At 39.6% G+C, this 24,437-nt stretch carries 21 protein-coding genes; 11 read left to right on the top strand and 10 right to left on the bottom strand.

Annotated elements, in window-relative coordinates:
- The first annotated feature begins 70 nt into the window (after nucleotides 1-70).
- Nucleotides 71-1,081, top strand: coding sequence for an AraC family transcriptional regulator (locus ACB088_RS14070; RefSeq protein WP_005037036.1), 1,011 nt, complete (start codon nucleotides 71-73; stop codon nucleotides 1,079-1,081).
- A 26-nt stretch (nucleotides 1,082-1,107) separates the two neighbouring features.
- Here the strand turns inward: ACB088_RS14070 and truA are convergent, their stop codons facing one another.
- From truA to asd, 5 genes are all read right to left on the bottom strand, one after another.
- Nucleotides 1,108-1,905 carry a tRNA pseudouridine(38-40) synthase TruA gene (gene truA, locus ACB088_RS14065; RefSeq protein WP_004640993.1) on the bottom strand — a complete coding sequence of 266 codons (798 nt, stop codon included), beginning with the start codon at nucleotides 1,903-1,905 and terminating at the stop codon, nucleotides 1,108-1,110.
- Between the two features lie 14 nt (nucleotides 1,906-1,919).
- Nucleotides 1,920-2,891 carry an asparaginase gene (locus ACB088_RS14060; RefSeq protein WP_375037260.1) on the bottom strand — a complete coding sequence of 324 codons (972 nt, stop codon included), beginning with the start codon at nucleotides 2,889-2,891 and terminating at the stop codon, nucleotides 1,920-1,922.
- A gap of 55 nt (nucleotides 2,892-2,946) precedes the next feature.
- Entirely contained in the window at nucleotides 2,947-4,200 is a 1,254-nt protein-coding gene (locus tag ACB088_RS14055) for a hypothetical protein (RefSeq protein ID WP_375037259.1), read from the bottom strand.
- A 59-nt stretch (nucleotides 4,201-4,259) separates the two neighbouring features.
- Nucleotides 4,260-5,612 (bottom strand): FimV family protein, encoded by a 1,353-nt coding sequence (locus tag ACB088_RS14050; protein WP_375037258.1) that lies wholly within the window; start codon nucleotides 5,610-5,612, stop codon nucleotides 4,260-4,262.
- Nucleotides 5,613-5,760: 148 nt separating this feature from the next.
- Complete coding sequence (gene asd / locus ACB088_RS14045; RefSeq protein WP_003654731.1) at nucleotides 5,761-6,879, bottom strand: aspartate-semialdehyde dehydrogenase; 1,119 nt, start codon at nucleotides 6,877-6,879, stop codon at nucleotides 5,761-5,763.
- Between the two features lie 187 nt (nucleotides 6,880-7,066).
- On the opposite strand from asd, the gene ACB088_RS14040 reads away from it, so the two are divergent.
- Together ACB088_RS14040 and gltP are read left to right on the top strand one after the other, a co-directional pair.
- The gene (locus ACB088_RS14040; protein WP_375037257.1) at nucleotides 7,067-8,188 is read left to right on the top strand and encodes an endonuclease/exonuclease/phosphatase family protein; all 1,122 of its coding nucleotides are present in this window, start codon (nucleotides 7,067-7,069) and stop codon (nucleotides 8,186-8,188) included.
- A gap of 688 nt (nucleotides 8,189-8,876) precedes the next feature.
- Nucleotides 8,877-10,163 carry a glutamate/aspartate:proton symporter GltP gene (gltP, locus tag ACB088_RS14035; protein ID WP_092707243.1) on the top strand — a complete coding sequence of 429 codons (1,287 nt, stop codon included), beginning with the start codon at nucleotides 8,877-8,879 and terminating at the stop codon, nucleotides 10,161-10,163.
- Between the two features lie 54 nt (nucleotides 10,164-10,217).
- On the opposite strand, the gene ACB088_RS14030 is transcribed toward gltP, so the two are convergent.
- The 4 genes from ACB088_RS14030 to ACB088_RS14015 all read right to left on the bottom strand — a co-directional run bounded on the left by ACB088_RS14030 (nucleotide 10,218) and on the right by ACB088_RS14015 (nucleotide 15,384).
- The gene (locus tag ACB088_RS14030; protein WP_375037256.1) at nucleotides 10,218-11,318 is read right to left on the bottom strand and encodes a glycosyltransferase family 4 protein; all 1,101 of its coding nucleotides are present in this window, start codon (nucleotides 11,316-11,318) and stop codon (nucleotides 10,218-10,220) included.
- 234 nt (nucleotides 11,319-11,552) lie between these two features.
- Nucleotides 11,553-12,488, bottom strand: a complete 936-nt coding sequence (lpxL, locus tag ACB088_RS14025) for an LpxL/LpxP family Kdo(2)-lipid IV(A) lauroyl/palmitoleoyl acyltransferase (protein WP_375037255.1) — start codon at nucleotides 12,486-12,488, stop codon at nucleotides 11,553-11,555.
- Nucleotides 12,489-12,604: 116 nt separating this feature from the next.
- Complete coding sequence (locus ACB088_RS14020; RefSeq protein WP_017388434.1) at nucleotides 12,605-13,237, bottom strand: LysE family translocator; 633 nt, start codon at nucleotides 13,235-13,237, stop codon at nucleotides 12,605-12,607.
- A gap of 236 nt (nucleotides 13,238-13,473) precedes the next feature.
- Complete coding sequence (locus ACB088_RS14015; protein WP_133747593.1) at nucleotides 13,474-15,384, bottom strand: ATP-binding cassette domain-containing protein; 1,911 nt, start codon at nucleotides 15,382-15,384, stop codon at nucleotides 13,474-13,476.
- A gap of 32 nt (nucleotides 15,385-15,416) precedes the next feature.
- Between ACB088_RS14015 and ACB088_RS14010 the strand changes: the two genes are divergently transcribed.
- Nucleotides 15,417-15,662, top strand: coding sequence for a SlyX family protein (locus tag ACB088_RS14010; protein ID WP_003654743.1), 246 nt, complete (start codon nucleotides 15,417-15,419; stop codon nucleotides 15,660-15,662).
- A 55-nt stretch (nucleotides 15,663-15,717) separates the two neighbouring features.
- Here the strand turns inward: ACB088_RS14010 and ACB088_RS14005 are convergent, their stop codons facing one another.
- A complete protein-coding gene (locus tag ACB088_RS14005) occupies nucleotides 15,718-16,728 on the bottom strand; it encodes a zinc-binding alcohol dehydrogenase family protein (protein WP_375037254.1) in 1,011 nt (336 codons plus the stop codon).
- Nucleotides 16,729-16,827: 99 nt separating this feature from the next.
- On the opposite strand from ACB088_RS14005, the gene ACB088_RS14000 reads away from it, so the two are divergent.
- The 7 genes from ACB088_RS14000 (at nucleotide 16,828) to ACB088_RS13970 (ending at nucleotide 24,436) form a co-directional block, all read left to right on the top strand.
- Nucleotides 16,828-17,205, top strand: a complete 378-nt coding sequence (locus tag ACB088_RS14000; RefSeq protein ID WP_003654748.1) for a helix-turn-helix domain-containing protein — start codon at nucleotides 16,828-16,830, stop codon at nucleotides 17,203-17,205.
- A 148-nt stretch (nucleotides 17,206-17,353) separates the two neighbouring features.
- Nucleotides 17,354-17,803, top strand: coding sequence for a hypothetical protein (locus ACB088_RS13995; RefSeq protein ID WP_003654749.1), 450 nt, complete (start codon nucleotides 17,354-17,356; stop codon nucleotides 17,801-17,803).
- A gap of 35 nt (nucleotides 17,804-17,838) precedes the next feature.
- Nucleotides 17,839-20,475, top strand: coding sequence for a type I DNA topoisomerase (gene topA / locus ACB088_RS13990; protein ID WP_375037253.1), 2,637 nt, complete (start codon nucleotides 17,839-17,841; stop codon nucleotides 20,473-20,475).
- A gap of 88 nt (nucleotides 20,476-20,563) precedes the next feature.
- Entirely contained in the window at nucleotides 20,564-21,322 is a 759-nt protein-coding gene (locus ACB088_RS13985; RefSeq protein WP_375037252.1) for a hypothetical protein, read from the top strand.
- Between the two features lie 135 nt (nucleotides 21,323-21,457).
- The gene (locus tag ACB088_RS13980) at nucleotides 21,458-22,030 is read left to right on the top strand and encodes an HdeD family acid-resistance protein (RefSeq protein ID WP_003654755.1); all 573 of its coding nucleotides are present in this window, start codon (nucleotides 21,458-21,460) and stop codon (nucleotides 22,028-22,030) included.
- 114 nt (nucleotides 22,031-22,144) lie between these two features.
- The gene (locus tag ACB088_RS13975) at nucleotides 22,145-24,124 is read left to right on the top strand and encodes an ATP-dependent helicase (protein WP_375037251.1); all 1,980 of its coding nucleotides are present in this window, start codon (nucleotides 22,145-22,147) and stop codon (nucleotides 24,122-24,124) included.
- A gap of 72 nt (nucleotides 24,125-24,196) precedes the next feature.
- Entirely contained in the window at nucleotides 24,197-24,436 is a 240-nt protein-coding gene (locus ACB088_RS13970) for an RNA-binding protein (protein WP_003654760.1), read from the top strand.
- The last annotated feature ends 1 nt before the right edge of the window (nucleotide 24,437 follow it).

Genomic DNA, 24,437 nt, shown 5'->3' with positions numbered 1-24,437 from the left:
AGGGACTGTTAATTGCGTAAAAGTCAACGGCCCTAAATATCAATGAAGTATCTACATGGAAGGGCACTGCGTGGGTCAGCTAACAGATGCATCAGTTGTATTACGCTTTGGCTATCAAGCGATTCGTCGTGCGGGATTGCCAACAGAAGAAATATTAACCAAAGCGGGAGTTGCTTTAAATCAGGTTGATACGAATGCACGTACACCGTTAAGTGCACAGTATGCCTTTTGGACTGCCGCTCAGGAAGTCAGTAAAGATCCAGATATCGGTCTGCATTTAGGCGAGCATTTGCCTTTGTATCGTGGTCAGGTCATTGAACATCTATTTATTAGTAGTGATACCTTTGGTGAAGGCCTAAAGCGGGCTTTGGCTTATCAGCGACTCATTAGTGATGCCTTTGATGCAAAGCTAGTGATTGAAGAAGGGCGTTGTTATTTAACCAATGGCGAGCAGATCGGTGCTGATAATCTTGTTAATCGCCATTTCTCTGAATGTGCAATTTCAGGGATACTTAGATTTTTTAAATTTATTACCGAAGGGCAATTTCATCCAATCTTTATCGATTTTAACTTCAGCGAAGGAGCAGCTGAGGATGAATATTTCCGCGTATATGGCTGTCCGGTTAGTTTAGGTCAAAAAGAAACACGTTTATATTTTGATCCCGCTATTCTAGATTTTCAGCTTTGGCAAGCAGAGCCTGAGTTATTGCAATTGCATGAGCAGCTTGCGATTGAAAAACTACAGGAATTAGCGCGTTATGATTTAGTGGGTGAAGTTCGTAGAGCAATTGGTTCAACGTTAGAAAGCGGAGAAACAACCTTGGAAACGGTTGCTGCTCAGTTGAATATTACCCCACGTCGCTTACGCACTCAGCTAAGTGAGGCGAATACCAGTTTTCAGCAAATACTTTCTGACTATCGTTGCCGTTTAGCTAAAAAACTTTTGGCAAATACCAATGAAAGTGTTGAACGTATTGTGTATTTAACAGGCTTCTCTGAACCGAGTACTTTCTATCGCGCATTCAAACGCTGGACAAATGAGACACCTGTTGAATACCGGAAACGTAAACAGCATCGCTAAATAAGTATATATAGAACAGGCTAAGCTTACTCAGGTAAGTTTAGCCAATGTGGCCCAAGTGGCGGCTGAGGCAAATCAAACTGCTCAGGATAGTTACACTGAATAAAATAAAGACCGTCGGGTGGGGCGGTGACTCCTGCCGCTTTACGATCTTGTGCAGCAAACATTGCATCGATATGATCAACTTCATACATGCCTTGACCAATTTCGAGTAAACATCCAACAATGTTGCGAACCATATGGTGTAAAAAACCATCTGCTTGAATATCTAAAACCAAATAGCGTCCATGTTCAAATAAACGGCAATGTTTTACATGTCGAACAGGCTGATTTGACTGGCAGGCCGCTGCACGGAAGCTTTCAAAGTTATGAGTACCTTCAAATTTACTAGCAGCTTCAATCATCTTTTTCACATCTAACTGTTGGTAAATGTGAGTAACCTGTTTATGCAATAGTGCAGGGCGATGAGGAGTGTTATATATAATATAGCGGTAACGTCGAGCAGTCGCTTTAAAACGAGCATGAAAACTTTCATCCATCAGTTTAATCCACTGAATGGAAATATCTTTAGGTAGCTGGCTGTTTGCCCCTCTTAACCACCCTGTTTCTGGGCGAATGGCATGCGTGTCGAAGTGTGCCACCATATTTGTCGCATGTACTCCTGCATCGGTACGACCAGCACCATGAAGTGCTATAGGCTCATTTGCGACTTTGCTAAGCACACGTTCAATGGTTTCTTGTACGCTGGCAACGCCTGGCTGTTGTGTTTGCCAACCTCGATATTGAACTCCGCTAAATTCAATACCGACTGCATAACGTTGCATGGCTTTACCTCTATTTAATGCAAATTTTCGTTCCAATGGCTGAGCCACTGTTCTGGGGTTGAGTATTTTAAATAGATTTGAAGTGCTTTTGCATAGAGATCTGCATGACTGTGTGCATCACTAATAACAATTTTTGCAGTTTTCGTCCACTCACTAATTGCATAGCGTTGATCAATAGCACCAAACGTAACTTGAGTCGTAAGAATCGGAACGCAGCCATGTGTATAGAGCTCATCTAATGTTGCGAGTAGTTCCTGATTAACAGCTATATTTCCAGTACCAAAACCTTGCAATACTAAAAATTGAGGTGGGGCTGGCAGTAAATTTCGTAATTGTTGAACGAGCTGAGTAGTCGCAATAGGTTGCATCATCCAATTCAAAATTTGAAAAGATGCTGCACGTTCGATTTGCGTATCTTGCAGAATTAACCCGTTTTGCTGAGGTGTAAATTCAGACTCAGCTTTAAGGCCAGAAAAAGCGTCAAGTTCAGTCGTATGTGTCTTTAAAACAGTTTGAGCATGAAATACTTGATGATGAAACGCAAGATAAGCACCCACAGGTAAGCTAATCACCTGTTCTAATGCAAGATATAAATTATCAATTGCATCAGTAAACTCACGGGTATCATTCCCTTGAATATTAAGGAGAGGATATTGACTACCAGTAATAACCACATGGCAACTTTGTCCTAGAAAACGAGCTAGAGTCGCAGCAGCATAACTGAGAGTATCTGTACCATGAATAACGACGAAGTGCTGATAGCCTTCAAGTTGTAGTTGTTGTATGCGTTGAATAAGACGTAGCCAGTCGGGCGCTGTACAAGCACTGCTATCTACAATATTTGGGGCAGCAAAACAGTCGACCGTTAAGTGAGGTGGTATAACTTTTTCAAGTTGAGGTAAGAATTGGTCATATGGCATAGGTGCTAAAGGTTCACCTACACAGCCAAAAGTACCACCCATATAAAATAAGGCTATTTTTTTCATCTTTTTCAGGCACAAAAGCAGTCATCTTTGACTGCTTATGGTAAAACGATCAGCCTTAAGAAGCTATGCGATTTAGTAGATTTTTCGCGCGTTGTTGTTGCTCTGTGTTGAATTTTCGCTCATTACTTGCCAACAAGGCGTGCGCTGCTGGGTAAGCACCTAACCTGATATATTGCTCTGCAAGTTTTAAGTCGAGTTCATTTTCATCTAACTGTTTTAATTCTGGAAAAGCCTGAACAAGTGGATCGTTGTTTTCAAGGCTAAGTTCTGATTCATTTAAATTCGGTTGATTATCTTCAGCCTCTATAGGATTTAAAGAAAACTCAAGGGTTTCAACTGATAACGGTTGAGTTTGAATATTTTCTTCTAAGTCGATTTCATGAGAGTTATTGCTTTGTGAAGCAGAGTCTTTGTCTATTGAAAAATTACTAAAATCAAGATCAATGTCTGGCGTAGCGGTTGTATCAATTTTGATTGTTTCAACAGTCAATTCAGAGCTAGTCTCAAGAGACTTTTCTGTTTTATTTGGGATAGACTCTAAATCAAATGAAAACTCTAAAGTATTTAAGTCATTTGTTTTACTGGCTGTTTCAGTGTTAATTTTATCTTCAGGTTTAGCAGAATCGACTTCTGTTGTTTTTTGCTCAAATGAGAAATTAAATTCCAGAGGCTCAACTTCAACAGCAGGTTCTTGCTTTACAGGTGTATAGTCTTTCTGCAAGTCATCAAAAGAAGCTTCAGAAGAACTTGTTGTTAACTGGTCAAACTGAGCTGTTGTGTCTGGTGTATTTTTTTGCTCTTCGTATGTTTGAGCTTGAGGGAAATCGATAGCATCAGGTTGTCTTGATGACTCATATTCTTTTTGTCTAGTTTCAGCTTGAGTCGCGATTTCATGTAATGCCAGACTTCGAATATGACTAATCAGTTGTGTTATGGCAAATTCATCTTTCTGTGCAATATGGACTTCAAGCAATAATAAATAAAGCTCATGTTGAGTATTATCTTTTTTTAGCGCCTGATTTACTTGAGCTTCAGCGGCTGAATATTGCTTTTCTTGAATGAGCTGTTTGATTTTTTGACGTACAGCTTCTGGAACAGGGGTGCTTTGTGGAATAGGTGGAAGAGTTTCTTCTACCACATTTACTTTACTTTTTTCACGCGAGTTTTTACTCGATTTAGAGTTTGCCTTTTTATTGGTTTTTTTATTTACCGTTTTAGGGGAGGTGGCCTCTTGTTTCTGGCTATTCTCGCGTTTTTTTAAAATAAAAGCGACCACGAGCAATATGATGAACGGAATCACATATAACATTACTTTCCCCTTAAAAAATAAATATTTGCAATATAAAGCGAGCTAACTCTGGTTTTAACTTAATGTTTTTGCTTGTGAGTGTTTTGCTGTGCTTGTAACTGCTGTTGTAACTCTGCCAAACGCGCATTCAAAAGTTGAATACGTTGGTCTTTTAACCGTAAAGTTTGATTTAATTTGGTTACATTCCTTTGTAATGTAACGGTTTTTTCTCTTTTTGTCATAACTTTTACTGCTAACTCAGTATTGTTTTGACTTTGTTGTGTGCTCTTTTTAGCACTTCCATGTGTAGAATTTTGGCTGTTTTCAGCCACGATACTCATTTCTGCTTGTTGCAAACGGTATTTAGCTTTGCCAGAAGGTGATTTTGCAGTATGCGTTATTTCTGTTTTTGATTTATTTTGCTGAGATTTAGAGACAGGAGTATGGGCGAGTTTTAGAGCAATTCCCTGACGTAGACGGTTTACATCACCTTGGATAAAAGCATGCTGGTTTTGTTTTTGGATATCGTGCATGACTTTCGCAACTGGCTGTTTGGTTTTCGCTGCAATACGATTAGCAATGCTCCATAGAGACTCATTGTGTTGTACTACATATTTACCTGAAGTTACTGGTCCTCTAGACGGACTTAGGGTTTGTTTCTTTGCAGCATTTTGACTGAGATTTTTGGATGGAACAGATTTCTTTTGTACTGCTAACTTTTTAACTGGTGTTTTTGGCGAATTATTTGCATCTGACTTATTAATAGTAGATGTAATTTGATTTTTTGTTGCTGCCTGATCAGGAATAGTGCTTGTTACAACTTGTTGAGCCGAAGAGTTTTTGCTAAGTGGGGCAGATGAATTTGTATTTATCGCTGGGACAGTCCCAGACTTGATATTCAGGTTTTGTTCACTATTCGAGTTAGTGGTAGCTAGGGCAGGAGCAGATGAAGTATATCGGGTACTTTCCGGCAGATTTAAAGCAATATCTTTTTCATTCACAATAAGCTGAGGCGATAAAGTACTTTCGTTATTTTCGGTCTTTTTTATAGTAGAAGGCTTAATTACAGTCTTGATATGCTGTAAACGAGTTGCAGAACCTTCACTGATTTTTACAACAATATTGAGCTCAGAATCATTAACAGGACGGGATGAGGTAATAACAATAACCCCAGAGCCTTGACCATTTTGGCGTGTATAAAAATTAAGATTTCCTGGAGGTTGATGAGTTACACCCAAAGCACTTAAATCTTCTGGCGTTGCTAAACTGACTTGCAAGGTAGAGTTGGGATCAGCTTGCTGGAAGTTCATTTCTGCATATAACAAATCGCCGGGTGCGGACTGAATTTGTATAGGGTCTAATGTAATCGCATAAAGAGATGGCGAAGACATAATGGTGAAAATGGCAATTTTTAATTTGTTATAAACAGTCATCTCAATCCATGACCTAATAAGTCGTAAAGTCGTTCAAAATTATACAATAATGAAATGTAAATAAATTGTAAATTTTTCACAAACCAGTTACGAAAAAGCCGATCTAATGTGATCGGCTTTTTGTTTTGACTGAATAATTCAGACCAAATTATGAGCTTTTGTATTCTACTAAGATACGTAACATACGACGTAAAGGTTCAGCAGCACCCCAAAGTAACTGATCACCTACTGTGAATGCGCCTAAATATTCTTTACCCATGTTAAGTTTACGCAAACGGCCAACAGGTACAGTTAAGGTGCCTGTTACAGCAACAGGTGTAAGGTCAGTCATAGACGCTTCACGAGTGTTTGGTACAACTTTCGCCCATTGGTTTGAAGTACGAATCATATCTTCGATTTCATCAAGTGGGACATCTTTTTTCAACTTGATCGTCAATGCTTGAGAATGACAACGCATCGCTCCAATACGGACACAGTGGCCATCGATAGGAACAATTTGTGAATTACCCAAGATCTTGTTGGTTTCAACCTGACCTTTCCATTCTTCTTTTGACTGACCGCTTTCAAGTTGCTTATCAATGTAAGGAATCAACGATCCAGCTAATGGCACGCCAAAGTTAGCAGATGGGAAACCTTCGCCACGTTGTAACTCGGCAACTTGACGGTCAATATCCAAAATTGCAGATTTAGGGTCATCTAGCAACGTTTTGGTATTGTTATATAAGTAGCCCATACCAGTAATTAGCTCACGCATGTTTTGTGCGCCAGCGCCTGATGCTGCTTGATAAGTCATAGCAGTCATCCACTCCACCAAATTGTTTTGGAAAAGTGAACCTAAACCCATCAACATAAGCGATACAGTACAGTTACCGCCTACGAAAGTTTTGGTGCCGTTAGCCAAACCATCTTTGATAACGTTAAGGTTTACTGGGTCAAGAACGATGATTGCATCATCTGACATACGTAAAGTAGAGGCTGCATCAATCCAGTAGCCATTCCAGCCAGTTGCTTTTAACTGTGGGAAAACTTCAGACGTATAGTCACCACCTTGACAGGTAATAATGACATCCATTTGCTTCAGACTATTAATGTCTGTAGCTTCCATAAGTGCTGGGGCAGTCTTACCACCAAATGAAGGAGCTTCACCACCTGCATTACTGGTAGAGAAATAAAATGGCTCAATATGAGCAAAATCATTCTCTTCAACCATACGTTGCATAAGGACGGAACCGACCATCCCGCGCCAACCGACCAGACCTACTTTCATGTCATTTTGCCTCGGTGCGTTAAAATTGTTAGGGGGAGTTGAGTGTATCAAAAGTGTCCACAACTGCAAGCGTTACAGAAACAAAACACCATGTTTATTGAGTAGAATATCTTGTTTATGTTACATACAAAATTGATAAAGATGACAAAAACTTTAAAAACCAAATCATCTTAAAAGAGAAAATTCAATGATTTATATCGAAGTTCTAGCCGGTCTGGTGATTTGGTTAAGTTTCTGGTCACTTATTCCTCGTGATGAGTGGTGGTTTCGAGGTGCTGATTTCCCCCGTTTGCAGATTCTATTTGTTGGACTATTAGCCTTTGTAGGTATGCTGTTTTGGCCTACCGAATGGAATCTATGGCGTGAAATATTGCTTGCTGTGCTCATTGCTGCCATCGCCTATCAGCTTAAAATGGTTTTGCCTTATACCTTGTTCTGGAAAAAACAGGTTAAACAGGTGAAATCATCTCAATTAGACCCGCAAAAGCAAATTTCATTAATTGTATCGAATGTTCTAACCCCTAATGATAAATATCATTTACTTCTTGAACAGATCAATACATTGAAACCAGATTTATTGCTTACATTGGAAAGTGACAAGACATGGGAAAATGCTTTAAAAGAAATTGAAGAAGATTATCCTCATCGTGTTCCTGTGCCTTTAGATAACTTATATGGAATGCATCTTTATAGTCGCTTACCTCTATCAAATACCGAAGTTAAATTTATTTTGAGTGATGAAATTCCATCAATTCACACCACTGTAACTTTACGTTCAGGCATGCCAGTTCAGCTATATTGCCTGCACCCCAAGCCACCAAGTCCAACTGAGGCGAAAGATTCGACTTTACGTGATGCAGAGCTTTTAATTGTTGGAGATCAGATTAAAGACTTAGATGAAAGCTGTATTGTGATGGGGGATTTAAACGATGTAGCATGGTCACGTACTACACGTTTATTTCAACGTATTAGCGGATTACTTGATCCACGCGTTGGTCGTCATTTTATTAATACTTTTCATGCCAATTATCCATTATTGCGGTGGTCTTTAGACCATATTTTTCATAGTACCGATTTTGGTCTGGTCAAAATGAAACGGTTGCCACATATTGGATCGGATCATTTTCCAGTATATGTCGTTTTGCAGACCGGTCGGGTATTTGAACAAATTCAAGAAGAATTGGAACAAACTCAAAACGATGAAGAAGAGGCCCAAAGTGCTATACAAGAAGGAATTGCAAAGGCTGAAAAAGAAGAAAAAATAGTGACTGATGAAATCGTACAGCCTTATAAAGAGAAAAGTATATAAAGATTAAATGTAAGCAATATCGTACAAAGATTTGAGTCTAGGGCGAATAGGCAGAGGGTTACAAAAACCTTATTCTACATTCATCGGCACACGGAAACGGGAATGGACGATCCCACGTAAGGATACACTAAGCTGATATGGAATAGCATCACGGATCAGATGTTGGAACGGAAACGATAAAAATAACGATTAACCTGAAAGCACAACCTCATTTACCCGAGTTTTGCAGGACGCAGAACTCGGGTTAATATTTTATATATACCCTATTTAGTTCATTGCAAATATAAGAAATATTGTTAAGTTAATCTTAATTTAAAAATCTATTTAACCATAGGTAATAGTTCATAAGTTCTTTATATATCTGAGCAATTTTAAATGAAAAATAGATAAAAATTTTTTTTTGATAAGTTTTTGTTTTTATAGATTATTGATGAATAAATATAGGCTTTGATCTATTTAGATATAAATTGGGGTTGTTTAATTGGCAAATCTCAATAGAATGTGCCGATCGTTGACATGTTGGATCGTCAACAGGCATTGTTGTTTATTTCGCCGGATCGGCGAGTTGTGATTTGTTTGTGCATTTAAATTTCTGTTTGGAAATTATTGTACATATTGAGGTTTCACTCTTAGTTAGTGGTCTTCTCCCTCTCATATTTGATACTTTGCGGTGCATAAGGATTGTCTTATGAAGAATTTTAAATTTAGCCTTGCTTGGCAAATTTTAATTGCTTTAGTCCTAGGGATAGCTGTAGGGGCTGTTTTACATAATCAGCCTGAAATAAAAGATAGTATTGTGAATAATGTTCTTACGCCAATGGGTAAGATCTTTATTAGCCTGATCAAAATGATTGTTATTCCAATCGTTTTCTCTACCTTAATTTTAGGTATTGCAGGTGTTGGCAGTACGAAAAGTTTAGGGCGTCTTGGTTTTAAAACCATTCTCTATTTTGAAATTATTACCACGATTGCCATTTTAGTTGGTTTGGTTGCGGCAAATATCTTCCATCCTGGTTCAGGCATTGATATGTCTCAACTGGTTCAAACCGATATTTCTCAATATAAGAGTACAGCTGAAGAAGTTGGTTCTCAATCGCATGGTTTGGTACAGACAGTTTTGTCAATGATTCCAACCAATATTATTAACTCGATGGCACATGGCGAAATGTTGCCAGTGATTTTCTTCGCCGTGTTATTTGGTATTGGTTTATCTTCATTGCCAGAGAAGACCAAAGATCCATTGTTAAGCGTATTTCATGCTGTGTCAGAAACAATGTTCCGTGTGACACACATCATTATGAAATATGCACCATTTGGTGTGTTTGGTTTGATCGCTGTAACTGTTGCGAACTTCGGTTTCGCATCATTAATTCCATTAGCTAAATTAGTGGTATTAGTTTACGTAGCTATCTTATTCTTTGCTTTTGTGGTTTTAGGAATCACTGCAAAAATGTTCGGTATCAATATCCTTATTCTAATGAAAATATTGAAAGATGAACTGATCTTAGCTTACTCAACAGCGAGCTCGGAAACTGTTCTACCGCGTATTATGCAAAAAATGGAAGACTACGGTGCACCAAAAGCAATTTCTAGTTTTGTAATTCCAACGGGTTATTCATTTAACCTTGACGGTTCAACACTTTACCAAAGTATTGCAGCTATCTTTATTGCACAGCTTTATGGTATTGACATGTCAATTGGTCAACAAGTTCTTTTAGTTGTAACCTTAATGATTACTTCTAAAGGTATTGCTGGTGTTCCTGGTGTATCATTCGTGGTGTTATTAGCTACGTTACATACAGTTGGTATTCCACTTGAAGGCTTAGCATTTATTGCTGGTGTTGACCGTATCATGGATATGGCGCGTACCGCATTGAACGTTGTAGGTAATGCACTTGCAGTACTTGTGATTAGTAAATGGGAAAAACAATACGACAGCGAGAAAGCAGCAGCTTATGAGGCAACTTATAAATAATCTGCCTTGTTATTGTAGTAAAAACCCGCGTTGATCGCGGGTTTTTTTATGAGGTTATTTCAGTATAGATTCATATAGTGCCAGTGTCTGATCACACATGTCTTTCAAGCTAAACATGGTGACTGGGGCAACGACTTGAGGCTGTTCAATATGCTGTTCAACAGTTTCCAGTAAAATCTTTTCATTTCCTACTTCAACAAGACCTTGTGGATACACATTAGATAAAATCTCGGCAACACCTCCACGGTTCCAGCCAATGACTGGCGTACCTACTGAGAGCGCTTCTAAGGCTGTTCTGCCAAATGTTTCTGCCTGATTGGATAGAGAGAGCACAATATCGCTAAAAGCGAGCCATTCACGTATATCTGAGCGATGTCCTACAAAGGTAATTTTATCTGCGAGACCTTTACTTTGAATGGTGCTTTGCAGTTCATTTAAATAGGCCTGTTTTTTTGTATCAGCACCGCCGACAACAACCGCATGTAGTTGAGGATATTGTGACTGAAGCTGTTGCATCAGTTCAATTAAACTTTCATGGCCCTTTAAACGCGTAATACGGCCAGGTAAGCAAAGTAAAAACTTATTTTCGAGCTCAGGAAAATCATTAAAAACTTGATTAAACCATTGTGCTGGAGGGTGATAGTTATGCGGGAAAGCAGCTGGGTCAATCCCTCGATAAATCCGCACAATATCTTGTGGTGGGCAATTTTTATAATGGTCAGTGATGTATTTGACCACGCTATCAGAAACAGCAATAACTTTCTCGGCTTGAGTCATAATTGCGCTATAACGATTGACTGAGTAGAAGCCATGTACCGTGCTAATGAGGTGAGGGCGTTTATGTGTAGGTATTTTTCTTAAAGCAAAATGAGTTAACCATGCAGGTACACGAGAGCGTACATGAACAATGTCAGGTTGATGCTGTTCAATAAGCTGGCGTAAAGGCCGGATCTGCCACAAGCTTGAAAGTGATTTTTTATGAATCGGTAGCGTTAAGTGAGTAGAACCTTCAGCTTCGAGCTGTGAGACTAAGCGCCCGCCATTAGACACAACTAAAGACTGATGTCCTTGTGCAACAAGCGCACGTGCAATTTCCAGTGTGCCGCGTTCTACGCCACCGCTGTTGAGTTCTGGGAGAAGTTGCATCACTTTCATTATTTTTTGCCTTTAGGTTGTAGCAAAGCGGAGTCTTGCAGTTTATTCATTCAATATTTGGAGTTTACTCCTTACTTTTGTTTTGGCAAAAGTAACAAAACCATTTGTTGGACTAACGACACATCCATGATGTCGTAGTCCAACGGGCGACATCCTTGTCGCCTTCGCACGATAGTACATACTGGATATTATTTAGATGTTTATAACTATGATGCGGTAATTACAGAAGATTATTTAATAGATTTCTTCATATCCTTCAGGACGTGTCTTAAATCTGCGGTGGAACCACATATATTGAGTCGGTGCGATTCGAAGTTGATTTTCAATAATTTTATTGACGCGTGTTGCATCATCGACTTCATCATCACTTGGCATATTGTCGACTGCGGGTTCAATCAGAACATGATATTTGGGGTTTTTAATGTCCCCATGACGGTAAAAATATAAAGGCACGGCGACTGCTTTTGAAATTTTTAATAAGCGGCGGTGTGCAGTGACTGTGGCAGCAGGTACACCAAAGAAAGGTGCCATAACACCTTGTTTGAGTCCGAAGTCTTGATCTGGGCTATACCAAATTGCATCGCCATCTTTAAGATGACGAATTAAACCACGCATATCATCATGATCGATTTGTGCTTTATAGATGGTGGCACGGCAACGATAAATAAGCATATCGAGTAATGGATTATTTTGAGGGCGATAGACAACATCAGGTTCAAAATATTGAGCACAAAGATAGCCGCCTGCATCAAGAAGCGTGCTATGAGTCCCCAGTAATAAAACACCTTTGCCTTGAGACTGGGCATTGGTAATGTGCTCTAAACCTTCAATAGTGACTCGGTTTTTAAACCAGCGCGGGTTGTACCATGCATTTAAGGTTTCAAACACGCCAAGCATCATATCGACAAAAACTTGTTGAGCTTGCTGTTGAACTTTATCGGCAGACCATTCAGGAAAGCAGACTTCTAAATTACGAATAGTCGTTTTACGACGTGATTTTAGATATTTCCAAGCCAGATGAGCTACGCTGTGCGCCAGACGCCATTGTATGGTCCAAGGTAAAATGGCCAAAAGCATTAAAAAGACAATAGCAATCCAAACACCCCAATATTTAGGCAATAAAAAGGACCATTGAAATTCACCGGGCGTATAGGGCTGCTTTTTGCTCATAACGATATAAAGATTTCAAAAAATTAAAACTGGCAAAAGTGTATCACGAACTGAATTTATCGTCGTAATACACTGTTCAATTGAGTGTTAAGAGGTTTTGAAATAAGAAGGCTGGGTTATCGGCGATTTTCTAAAAGAATTTTAACAGCGAGTCCGGCTAATACAGTTCCCATGAGCCAGCGTTGTATATTTGCCCAAAGAGGCTTTTCTTGTAGAAAAAGTGCAATGCTACCCGCAGAAAGTACAATAAGAGCATTTACTGAAACGCTTACAAAAATTTGGATCGTACCAAGTTGGATTGATTGCCATAAAATACTGCCTTGTTGTGGGTGAATAAACTGTGGCAGTAAAGATAAATACATAATGGCAATTTTAGGATTAAGCAAATTTGTAGCAAAACCCATTAAAAAAAGTTTAGCTGGAGAGTCTACTGATAAATCTTTTACATTAAAAATAGGGGAGGCGTTTGGGCGTAATGCTTTCCATGCAAGCCAGAGTAAATAAATTGCACCCGCAATACGAATAGTGTCATAGGCGTAGGGAACAGCTACAATTAACGCCGTAATACCAAAAGATGCGCAAAGCATATAAAAGATAAAGCCTACAGCTACCCCACCTAAAGAGATAAATCCTGCTGTTTTTCCTTGGCAAATCGAACGAGAAATAAGGTAAATCATATTGGGACCAGGAGTGAGTACCATCGCCAAACAAATTAGTCCAAATGCCAAAATTTGAGAAAGCTCTAGCATGCGAAAACACTCCAATATTATTATGTTGTTAGGTATAACATAATTATTTTTAGAAGTCTTATATTCAAGCACAAGGCTATTTTTAAAATACGAAAAATAGCTACGATATAATCGATTACCTTTATGTGATGTATAAGCTTTGATTTTTAAAAAGCTTAATATTCGCAATATAAAAAAGAGCCCCCTTAATTTAAGGAGGCTCTTTTTTTACGTTCTTTTTAGCAAAGTAAAGCTGATTAGTTTCCTTTGCTCATTTGTTCAAGCACGTCCCAACGTTCCAATTTTTCAAGTAATAACTCGTCAATTTCTGTAAGACGTTGGCTCGCTTTTGTTGCTGCGTCAGCATCTTTAACAAACCATGAACCATCTGCAAGTTTCTCAGAAAGTTCTGCTTGCTCCTTTTCTAAGTTTTCAATTTCAGCGGGTAATTGTTCAAGTTCACGCTGATCTTTATAACTAAGTTTGACTTTTTTAGCACTGTTCTGAGCTGCGGCTTTTTCAGCTTCAGCTTTTGCCTGAGCTTTTTTTACATCAGATTTCTGATCTACTACTTTGTCATCTGGACGCTGTTGTAAATAGTCTTGATAGCCACCGATGTACTCTGCAATGTTACCTTTACCATCAAATACCCACGTCGATGTTACTACGTTATCCATAAACGCACGGTCATGGCTAATGAGAAGCAAAGTGCCTTTGTATTCAGCTAACATTTCTTCAAGTAGCTCAAGGGTTACCATATCCAAGTCATTGGTTGGCTCATCCATTACAATCAGATTTGACGGTTTGAGCAGCAATTTAGCCAGTAAGATACGATTTCGTTCACCACCAGAAAGTGCTTTTACTGGAGTACGTGCACGTTCAGGTGAAAATAAGAAGTCTTGTAGATAGCTGTAGATATGACGACGGTTGCCATTCACATCAACGAAGTCAGAGCCTTCTGAAACGTTGGCCATGACCGTTTTTTCAAGGTCTAAAGCATTACGCAACTGGTCAAAATAAGCAACTTCTAACTGTGTGCCTGTTTTAACTGATCCGCCATGTTCGATTGTACCTAAAATAGCTTTAATCAATGTCGTTTTACCAACACCATTATCGCCGACTAAACCAATACGGTCACCGCGCATGACAAGGGCAGAAAAATCTTTAATGAGTAAATTGTCATCATAAGCGACGCTTAAATGTTCGATATCGAATACTAATTTACCAGAACGATTTGCATCTTGAGTTGCCATACTCACTTTGCCTTGTTGTGAGCGGCGTGCTTTAGATTCTTCTCGTAAAGCTTTTAGGGCGCGAACACGGCCTTCATTACGCGTACGACGTGCCTTGATACCTTGGCGAATCCAAGCCTCTTCTTCAGCTAGTTTTTTATCAAATAAAGCATTCTGTTTTTCTTCGGCTTCCATTTGCTGAGCTTTTAGCTCTAAATAACGTGAATAATTTCCTTCATAGCCTCGTAAAATGCCACGATCGAGTTCTACAATTCGAGTTGCAATGCTATCTACAAAAGAACGGTCATGCGAGATAAACAGAAGCGTTAAATTATTTTGATCTAGTAAAAATTTTTCTAACCATTCAATACTTTCAACATCTAAATGGTTCGTTGGTTCGTCTAGAAGTAATACATCTGGTTGTGTCAAAAGAGCGCGAGCTAATAAAACACGGCGTTTACGTCCACCAGACAGGTCTGCCAAGTCGGCATTTGGATCGAGACCCATTTTGCTTAGAAGAGCATTTACTTTATTTTCGAGTGCCCAACCGTCTAGTTGGTCTAGCTTATGCTGTAGGTTGCCCATACGGTCACAGGCTTCCATATCTCCTAGCATACAAGCGTCTGTCGCTTCATGATAAGCTCTGAGTACTTCTGCCGCTTCTCCTGCACCATCTGCCACAATGTCGGCTACTTTGCCAGAGTCCATGGGAACGTCTTGGGCTAACATTGAAACAGTTAGACCATTTTGAATGGAAACTTCACCAGAATCTGGTAATAGGCTTCCCTCGATCAGTTTAAGTAAAGTAGACTTACCTTCACCATTACGACCAATTAAACAGACTCGTTCGCCACGTTCTAGATTAAAGTTCGCGCCATCGAGCAAGGCAGGTCCGCCAAAAGCAAGTTGGACATCCCTTAGGGTAATATAGGCCATAATGTTTTCCAGAATCTCAAATGAGGATTTAAATGACTAAACCACCATATCATGATGATCAAGCGTCATTGTCCGCACCCATTGAAGATTTGCAAGTGCGAATTACATTTTTGGATGATTTAGTTGAAGAATTAAATCAACAACTCGCTATTCAGACTCAAGAAATAGCTGATTTAAAAAAACAAATGCAATTTCTTTATCAACGTATGGAATCATCGGATTTATCAGAAGGTATTGCCGCTTTTGACCCATTAACCAATAAACCTCCTCACTATTAATAAAATGGCAAGTTCAATACTTGCCATTTTATTAGGGGATATTTATGAATTTTGCTTAAAAACCATGCAATACAATTTTCCCTTTCGTCATACCACTTTCAATTTGTTGGTGAGCCAGTTTTAGGTTTTGAGCATTAATTGGGCTTAAAACTTGCGAAACAGTTGTCTTGATTTTACCTGCGTCAACAAGTTCGGCAACCTCACTGAGTAATTCACTTTGTTTAACCATATCTTGGGTTTGATACATAGAACGAGTGAACATAAACTCCCAGTGCACTGATACAGACTTAGATTTAAAAGGTTTAATATCTAACTGTGCCGGATCATCGATTAAGCCAAAATGACCTTGCGGTGCAATCAACTCTACGATGTCTGATAAATGTTGGTCTGTTTGAGTGGTCGAGAACACATATAAAGGTGCATTTAAACCTAATTGCTTGATTTGTGCCGTTAAAGGTTGACGATGATCTAACACATAATCAGCACCGAGTTGCTTAACCCATTCTTTAGTTTCGGTTCGTGATGCAGTAGAAATAATAGTGATATTAGTCAACTGTTTGAGTAGCTGAATTGTGATTGAGCCTACTCCACCAGCTCCCCCAATCACTAATATTGATGTATTTTCTGGGGCAACTTTTGGGACCTGTAACCGATCAAATAGCATTTCCCACGCCGTGATTGCGGTTAAAGGAAGGGCCGCTGCTTCTCTTGGTTCTAAGGTTTTTGGCTTATGACCCACAATGCGTTCATCAACCAACTGTAATTCACTATTACTACCTTGGCGATTGAGTGCACCTGCATACCAGACTGCATCTCCGACTTTAAATTGTGAGACTTGATCTCCAATCGCTTCAACGATACCTACCGCATCCCAACCAAGAGTTTTCCACTGATTATTATCTGCGCTTACGTTGCTGCGAATTTTTGTGTCTACAGGGTTCACAGAGACCGCTTGGACACGGACAAGTAGATCATGACCTTCTGCAACAGGTGTCTCTAGTCCGACGTCAACCAGTGCCTCTGGTGATGTAATGGGACCTGCTTTTTGATATGCCACAGCTTTCATAATAATAATTCCTCTTGTTGGGAGTTTGATCATAACGTAAGCTTAAATTTGGTGACTACAGACAAATAACGCTCATAGTGTCAAAAAGGATACTGTAAAATGGCAAAAGCACGGCATTCAAGTTTTGATTGTTCTCCAGGTTGTTCAGTTGAGGCAGCCATTAGTTTGATTGACGGAAAGTGGAAGTGCGTCATTCTTTGGCATTTATTTAATGAAGGCACCTTAAGGTTTAATGAAATTCGAAAGCGTGTTCCAAGCATTACTCAAAGAATGCTGACAAATCAGTTACGTGAGTTAGAACAAGACGGAATTATCCATCGGGAAGTTTATCCTCAAGTTCCGCCTAAGGTTGAGTACTCTCTAACTGATTTAGGGCGGAGTCTAGAGCAAATTTTGTTTGCTTTAAAACTATGGGGAGATGCCCATCTTGATCAATTCGGTAAATTAACATTGGTTGCGAGCGATCAGAACCCTTAAACATATTTAAATAATCTCACGGCAATTTGCACCTTGAAATACCGATATTTTGGGCCTTGCGATCTTATCGGGCATTATTTTTATGATGTAACTTGCGTTTTCTGGTCAGCTTATGCAACTCTAATAAAAGAGATTAATAGGTTTTGCTATGGACAATATGGGAATTTGGGTTACCGTTATCATTGTTCTTTTCGTACTAGGCTCCATTTTTGGTTTAAGAGTGAGCCCACGTGAAAAGGCACTTGGTATTATGCGAGATAAAGCCCGTAAAATAGGGTTGCATCCACGTGTAATTGTTGCACCTGAATGGACACATGTTCCAATGGCTACTGAAAAACGTGCCAGCATGGTTGCTTATTATAGTGTATTGATTCCTGATGCCCGTTTATCTTTAATGCGTGCTCGCGTTATAGACGGCAAGTTAAAAGTAATTCAGGGTGATGAGAAATTTAATGATTCTCCCATTGCATTAAAAGGGATTTATGCTATTGATATGCAGGCAAACTGTGTAGGGCTTTATTGGGATGAGGAATCAGACCTAAGAGCGACACAATTAGATGAGATGAAGGCTTATCTGTTGGCCTTGGCTAAAGCCTGATTTTTAAATTTATTGGTATAGGAATAACATTTTATATGGCGAATACCTCGCGCTCTGCATCTCAAAGCACAGCATCTACTGCACCTGCTGCACCTAAACGTGCCTTAGTGATTGTGGAGTCGCCTGCCAAAGCGAAAACCATCAATAAATATTTGGGTTCGCAATTCATTGTAAAGTCTTCTGTAGGTCACGTACGTGACTTGCCAACAGGCGGCAGTAAATCAACAGAGAAAAAGCCGGCTGCCCGGACTAAACTCACCGAAGTCGAAAAAGAACAAAAAGCTAGTCAGGCTTTAGTTAATCGTATGGGGGTTGATCCTGAACATGATTGGGAAGCTCATTACGAAGTTCTGCCTGGTAAAGAAAATGTTGTAGCTGAACTCAAAAAACTCGCCAAAGATGCCGATGCAATCTATCTCGCAACGGACTTGGATAGAGAAGGGGAAGCGATTGCTTGGCACCTAAGAGAAGTTATTGGTGGTGATGACAGCCGTTATCACCGCGTGGTGTTTAACGAAATTACCAAAAATGCCATTCAAGAAGCATTTAAACAGCCAACACGCCTAGATTTAAATCGTGTGAATGCTCAGCAAGCACGCCGTTTCTTAGACCGTGTAGTGGGCTTTATGGTTTCGCCATTACTTTGGGAAAAAATTGCCCGTGGTTTATCTGCCGGACGTGTGCAGTCAGTAGCAGTGAAACTGGTTGTAGAGCGTGAGCGTGAAATTCGTGCGTTTATTCCAGAAGAATATTGGCAAGTTTTTGCAGATACTCATGCCAAAAAAGATGATATTCGTCTTGAAGCATTTAGACAGGCTGGTAAAACCCTTAAACTGAAAAACAAAGCTGAAACTGATGCTTTATTAGATGTTCTAAAAGGTGCTGAATATAAAGTTGCACAGCGTGAAGATAAACCGACTAAGGTCAATCCAAGTGCACCTTATATCACCTCAACGTTACAGCAAGCTGCAAGTACGCGTTTAGGCTTTTCTGTAAAGAAAACCATGATGCTGGCGCAGCGTTTGTATGAGGCAGGTTTTATTACCTATATGCGTACTGACTCAACATTCTTGAGTGATGATGCAGTAAGCATGGTACGTGCACATATTGAAAGCCAATATGGTGAAAAATATATACCTGCAAAGCCAAACCGCTATGGTAACAAAGCGGGTGCTCAAGAAGCCCATGAGGCGATTCGTCCATCAAATGTTGCCCTTACTGGCGATCAGCTTGCGGGTGTAGAGCGTGATGCTCAACGTCTATATGATTTGATCTGGCGTCAATTTGTTGCGTGTCAAATGACACCAGCAGAATATTTATCTTCTACTTTGATTGTTGAAGCAGCGAATGTTGAGTTAAAGGCGAAAGGCCGTACGCTTGTATTTGAAGGCTTCACTAAAGTACGTGGCGCGAATAAGTCAGATGACGATATTATTTTACCTGCAATTAAAGTAGGCGAAATTTTAAAATTAGAAAAGTTAGATCCAAGTCAGCACTTTACTAAACCACCTGCACGTTTTACTGAAGCATCTTTAGTTAAAGAGCTTGAAAAGCGTAGTATAGGCCGTCCTTCGACCTATGCAGCTATTATTTCTACCATTCAGGAACGTGGTTACGTTAAGTTAGAAAACCGTCGTCTTTTCGCCGAAAAAATGGGCGAAATTGTGACGGATCGTCTTGATGAAAGTTTTAATAACCTGATGAATTATGCCTTTACGGCAGATCTTGAAGGTCAGCTTGATAAAGTCGCAACGGGGGAGCGTAACTGGAAAGAGTTGCTGGATGCTTTCTATGGCGACTTTAAAAAACGTTTAACTAATGCTCAGGGTGAGCAGGGAATGCGCCGTAACCAACCGGTTGAAGTACCAGCAGTACACTGCCCTGAATGCTCACGTCCAATGCAGATTCGTACGGGTACAACTGGTGTATTCTTAGGATGTTCTGGCTATAACCTACCGCCTAAAGAACGTTGTAAAGGTACACTGAACTTAACACCTGTTGAGTCGTTAGCTGCGCTATCTGATGATGATGGTGCAGAAACAGCAGACTTGATGTCAAAGCATCGCTGTGAGAAATGTGGCACAGCCATGGACAGCTATGTGATTGATGGTGGTCGTAAACTGCACGTATGTGGTAATAACCCAGACTGTGATGGTTTTGAGCTTGAAGAAGGTGAGTTCAAGATTAAAGGTTATGATGGCCCAACGATCCCATGTGATAAATGTGATGGTGAAATGCAGCTTAAGACGGGTCGTTTTGGTCCATATTTCGCTTGTACCAGTTGTGACAATACACGTAAAGTCTTGAAGAGCGGCCAACCTGCACCTCCACGTGTAGAGCCAATCAAGATGGAACACCTACGTTCAGCGAAACATGATGACTTCTTTGTGTTACGTGATGGCGCAGCAGGTTTATTCTTGGCAGCGAGTAAATTCCCGAAAATTCGTGAAACACGCGCACCAAAAGTTGCTGAGTTACGTAGTGTTGCAGCTCAGCTTGATCCAAAATATCAATTTATTTTGCAAGCACCCGATGTAGATCCAGAAGGTAATCCAGCAGTTGTGAAATTCAGTCGTAAGAATCAATCACAATATGTAGGCTCGGAAACACCAGAGGGTAAACAAACCAAATGGAGCCTGATTTATCAAGATGGTAAATGGGTTGAGGGTTAAACAAGCCCACTATAAAAAATGCTAGCTCAGCTAGCATTTTTTATGTCTAAAACAATAAAAGAAAATTTTAATTTTACGGGGAATAAGAATGTGGAAAAACATTCGGGTCTTATGCTTATTAATTATTTTGTTGATTGTTGCTGTTCAGGCATGGCGAGATCAGAATCAAGATTGGAATCACACAGTTGTAGTCGTTCTACATCCAGTGAATGCTGATGGTTTACAATCAACGCAGAGCTATATTCATCAGTTGAAAAACGAAGATTTTTGGGCAATTAAAAACTATCTAGATGAATGGTCACAGCATTATCGCGGGCAAACAGGAAACTTTGTAATCCGCTTAGGACAACAGTTACAGCAACGACCACCTGAGGTTCCTGAAAATGCCAATATCTTGCATGTTATGTGGTGGAGTCTAAAGTTTCGTTTTTATGCATGGCGACAAACACAACCCGGGGATAGTGGAGCATCACTCAAACTTTACTTAAATTATTATGATCCAAATTATCAGAAAGTCTTGATTCACTCGACTGCTTTAGAAAAGGGTCGTATTGGTAGTGTTAATTTATTTGCGACCAAAACACAAGCTTCACAAAATCAAGTCGTCATCGTTCATGAGTTATTGCATGGCTTTGGAGCACAGGACAAATATGATTTAAAAACAGGACAGCCAGTTTATCCCCTAGGTTTTGCTCAACCAGAAAAAATTCCTCTTTATCCGCAAACTCAAGCTGAAATTATGGGAGGCCGTACTGCCTTATTCGAGCAGAGTAGTAAAATGCCCAATAATTTACAAGAAACGATCATAGGTTTACCTACTGCCCGAGAAATTGGCTGGGTGAAATAAAACTGTGGATAAATACTGCTTTATCCACATCAATTGTTAAAAAACGATGCAGATTTTATACAGACAAAAAATGTGAAATGCATCACTATTATTAGGTAGATGAAATTCTAATACCTGATAATAAGAGTAGCCATGATGAAAACTGTAGGTAATGATTTGGTACGTAATCAGTTACATGCTGACCGTAAATGGTATTTGATATTAGGCTTTGTACTTATTGGTTTTGGGCTGATTTTATTTAGTTCCTTGCCATTTGCGACTTTTTCTGTCGTTTTTTTATTTGGAATACTTATGATGGTCGGTGGTGTCTTGCATCTCGTCGCAGCTATGAGTGTTTTTAAAGGTGCAAGCCGATGGTTATGGGCACTGTTTGGTGTGCTTTATCTCATGGCAGGCTATTACGCTTTTTCTACTCCAGTCACTACAGCTGTGGTTTTAACAAGCCTATTATCTATAGCGCTTATCATTGCGGGTGCTATACGTACTATAAATGCAATTTTACTTAAGCCCATTACAGGGTGGGGCTGGACCTTGTTTTCAGGACTGCTCACCTTATTTACTGGTATTCTAATTTTGGTTTCTAAAGATTCACCTTTTTGGGTGCTGGGAATGTTCCTTGCTGTTGATATCTTATTTCAGGGAATTAATTTCCTTGGCCTAGCTTCAGCCATCAAACATCTTCCATCTAGTTCAGAAACAGTATCTTAAAAAATAATATCGACTCAAAGAGCACTTTAAGTGCTCTTTTTGTTTTTAGGACGGGCAGACCCATCTTTGCTGGGCTCTGTTAAACTATGCCTTGGTGTGTTAGCGATATGTGTTATGAGTCTTGCAAAATTAATTAATGAACTAAATGCTCAGCAAAAAAAAGCAGCAACAACGTCTGCGCAGAACTGTTTAGTTTTGGCGGGTGCTGGTTGTGGCAAGACTAAAACGATTGTTGCGCGTGCAGCCTATTTAATTGATCAAGGCTTGCCAGCGAACCAAATTCAGATTTTAACGTTTACTCGACGTGCTGCGAGTGAAATTGTTGCAAGAGTAGAACAGCACGTCGGAGCACAGGCAAAGGGTCTGAGAGCTTCAACTTTTCATACTTTTTGTATGTATTTACTGCGCCGTAATCCACAAGCTTTTGGCTTAAATCAATTTAGTATTATTGATCGTGATGATCAGTTGCTCATGTTTCGTTTATTAAGAGGCAAAGATAAAGATAATGTCTTGCCTAAAGCCGCAGAGCTGTGTGATTTATATTCTTATGCCCGAAATACTCAAACAAAACTTTCTGAAGCATTAATCAAACAGCTTCCAGAAGCCTATGAGCATAAGACTCAAATTGCAGATTTGATGAAAACGTATGAGCAGCGTAAAAGAGAACGTAATTTTTTGGATTACGACGATATTCTCTCAATTGTAGCTGTCCATTTGCAAAATTCTGAAGCACTCACCAACTGGGTGGCAGGCTTTTGTCAGGCATTGCTGGTTGATGAAATGCAAGATACCAACCCTTTACAATGGGCTTTATTGCAGCCGTTAATTGGCAAAGTGAAGTTGTTTTGTGTTGGCGATGATGCCCAGTCGATTTATGGTTTTCGCGGTGCAGACTTTGAAAATATCCATTCTTTTAAAGAGCGGATACCTGACGCAGTCATTCATACACTGGATTTAAATTACCGCTCGACTCAAGAAATTCTGGATTTATCAAACTGGTTATTGGAACACAGTCCAATTGATTATCAAAAACAGTTACAAGCACATCGTGGTCAAGGCCAAAAGCCACAGCTACATTTGTTTGGTAATGAGTATGAAGAAGCAAATTGGATTGCACAGGATTTAATAACGCGACATCAGCAAGGTGCAAGCTGGCACGACCATATGATTTTAGTGCGTTCTGGCTATAGTGCACGATATCTGGAAGGGGCTTTTATTGCTGCTGAATTACCTTACCGTTTTATTGGTGGGGTAAAACTTCTTGAGTCTGCTCATGTGAAAGACGTACTTAGCCTGCTACGTATTGTGAGCAATCCTCACGATGATTTGGCGTGGATGCGTTTTTTAACCTTGTGGGATGGTATTGGTGATGTTGGTGCAAGTAAGCTCGCTCAAGATCTGATGGGAATTGCTGATGTTGAGGAGCGCTGCAATCGTCTAGAACGTCATGGCAAAGTACCTTTACAAGCGATTCTAATTTTAAAACAGCTAGATGTATTACAACAGCATGTTGAAGCAAGTATTGGCTTAGCACTCGATGCTTTAGGTGAACAGCTAGAGCAAAATTATAAAACTAAAGATTGGTCACGCCGCTTAAAAGACTTTGATTTGGTCAAGCAACTTGCGCGTAAACATGCATCGTTAGGTGAGTTCCTTGAAGAGTATGTTCTTGAACCTATTTCAGTTTCTGAAATTGAAAAAGCAGCTGATCAGGATTTAGTCACTTTAATTACGATCCATTCAGCTAAAGGTGCTGAACAGAAAGTCTGCTATGTACCTCATGTATCGCCAAATCAATATCCTTATGCAAGGGCACAGGGCGATTTTGATGATGTCGAAGAAGAGCGCCGCGTATTGTATGTTGCATTAACACGTGCAGAAAATGAATTAATTTTGACCAAGCAAAACCTCAATACATGGTCAGAAAACAATTACGATGAGCAAGGTCGTAAAATCGAAAGTTATTTCCTAAATGATCTTCCTGCACATTTGGTTCAGGCAAAGATTCATAGGCAAGTACCTCAGCCATTTGCTAAAAAGCAATGGAACCGTTCCCCAACAGTAAATTTAGGTTTTGGTATCGATCTGGATTAAACTACTGTATAAGACATTGTGATTACTTAAATATATTGGCTGCTCCCTTTTATTGCCAATTAAGGTTAGAAAATGAAGATATTAGTTCGTAATTTAGATCGTGCTGTGAGTGAAACTGAAATTTTAGAGTTATTCAAAGCATTTGGTAAAGTTGAAACGTGTGTTCTTGTTACTGATAAAGACACAGGTAAATCGAAAGGTTTTGGTTTTGTTGAAATGCCTAACCCACGTGAAGCAATTAAGGCAATTAAAGGCTTAAACCTGCTTAAAGTTAAAGGCAATGGAATTCGCGTTAAAGCAGCTGAAGAATAAG

Origin of the sequence: Acinetobacter sp. RW6 (assembly GCF_041956835.1) — a bacterium.
GTDB classification, from domain to species: domain Bacteria; phylum Pseudomonadota; class Gammaproteobacteria; order Pseudomonadales; family Moraxellaceae; genus Acinetobacter; species Acinetobacter calcoaceticus.
The sequence above is the reverse complement of the archived record's forward strand: the minus strand, read 5'-3'. Positions and strand labels throughout refer to the sequence as shown.

Excerpts from the sequence above, each read along its gene's own strand:
- truA (WP_004640993.1), bottom strand. The coding sequence starts at position 1,905 with ATGCAACGTTATGCAGTCGGTATTGAATTTAGCGGAGTTCAATATCGA.
- ACB088_RS14060 (WP_375037260.1), bottom strand. The coding sequence starts at position 2,891 with ATGAAAAAAATAGCCTTATTTTATATGGGTGGTACTTTTGGCTGTGTA.
- ACB088_RS14055 (WP_375037259.1), bottom strand. The coding sequence starts at position 4,200 with ATGTTATATGTGATTCCGTTCATCATATTGCTCGTGGTCGCTTTTATT.
- ACB088_RS14050 (WP_375037258.1), bottom strand. The coding sequence starts at position 5,612 with ATGACTGTTTATAACAAATTAAAAATTGCCATTTTCACCATTATGTCT.
- asd (WP_003654731.1), bottom strand. The coding sequence starts at position 6,879 with ATGAAAGTAGGTCTGGTCGGTTGGCGCGGGATGGTCGGTTCCGTCCTT.
- ACB088_RS14040 (WP_375037257.1), top strand. The coding sequence starts at position 7,067 with ATGATTTATATCGAAGTTCTAGCCGGTCTGGTGATTTGGTTAAGTTTC.
- gltP (WP_092707243.1), top strand. The coding sequence starts at position 8,877 with ATGAAGAATTTTAAATTTAGCCTTGCTTGGCAAATTTTAATTGCTTTA.
- ACB088_RS14030 (WP_375037256.1), bottom strand. The coding sequence starts at position 11,318 with ATGAAAGTGATGCAACTTCTCCCAGAACTCAACAGCGGTGGCGTAGAA.
- lpxL (WP_375037255.1), bottom strand. The coding sequence starts at position 12,488 with ATGAGCAAAAAGCAGCCCTATACGCCCGGTGAATTTCAATGGTCCTTT.
- ACB088_RS14020 (WP_017388434.1), bottom strand. The coding sequence starts at position 13,237 with ATGCTAGAGCTTTCTCAAATTTTGGCATTTGGACTAATTTGTTTGGCG.
- ACB088_RS14015 (WP_133747593.1), bottom strand. The coding sequence starts at position 15,384 with ATGGCCTATATTACCCTAAGGGATGTCCAACTTGCTTTTGGCGGACCT.
- ACB088_RS14010 (WP_003654743.1), top strand. The coding sequence starts at position 15,417 with ATGACTAAACCACCATATCATGATGATCAAGCGTCATTGTCCGCACCC.
- ACB088_RS14005 (WP_375037254.1), bottom strand. The coding sequence starts at position 16,728 with ATGAAAGCTGTGGCATATCAAAAAGCAGGTCCCATTACATCACCAGAG.
- ACB088_RS14000 (WP_003654748.1), top strand. The coding sequence starts at position 16,828 with ATGGCAAAAGCACGGCATTCAAGTTTTGATTGTTCTCCAGGTTGTTCA.
- ACB088_RS13995 (WP_003654749.1), top strand. The coding sequence starts at position 17,354 with ATGGACAATATGGGAATTTGGGTTACCGTTATCATTGTTCTTTTCGTA.
- topA (WP_375037253.1), top strand. The coding sequence starts at position 17,839 with ATGGCGAATACCTCGCGCTCTGCATCTCAAAGCACAGCATCTACTGCA.
- ACB088_RS13985 (WP_375037252.1), top strand. The coding sequence starts at position 20,564 with ATGTGGAAAAACATTCGGGTCTTATGCTTATTAATTATTTTGTTGATT.
- ACB088_RS13980 (WP_003654755.1), top strand. The coding sequence starts at position 21,458 with ATGAAAACTGTAGGTAATGATTTGGTACGTAATCAGTTACATGCTGAC.
- ACB088_RS13975 (WP_375037251.1), top strand. The coding sequence starts at position 22,145 with ATGAGTCTTGCAAAATTAATTAATGAACTAAATGCTCAGCAAAAAAAA.
- ACB088_RS13970 (WP_003654760.1), top strand. The coding sequence starts at position 24,197 with ATGAAGATATTAGTTCGTAATTTAGATCGTGCTGTGAGTGAAACTGAA.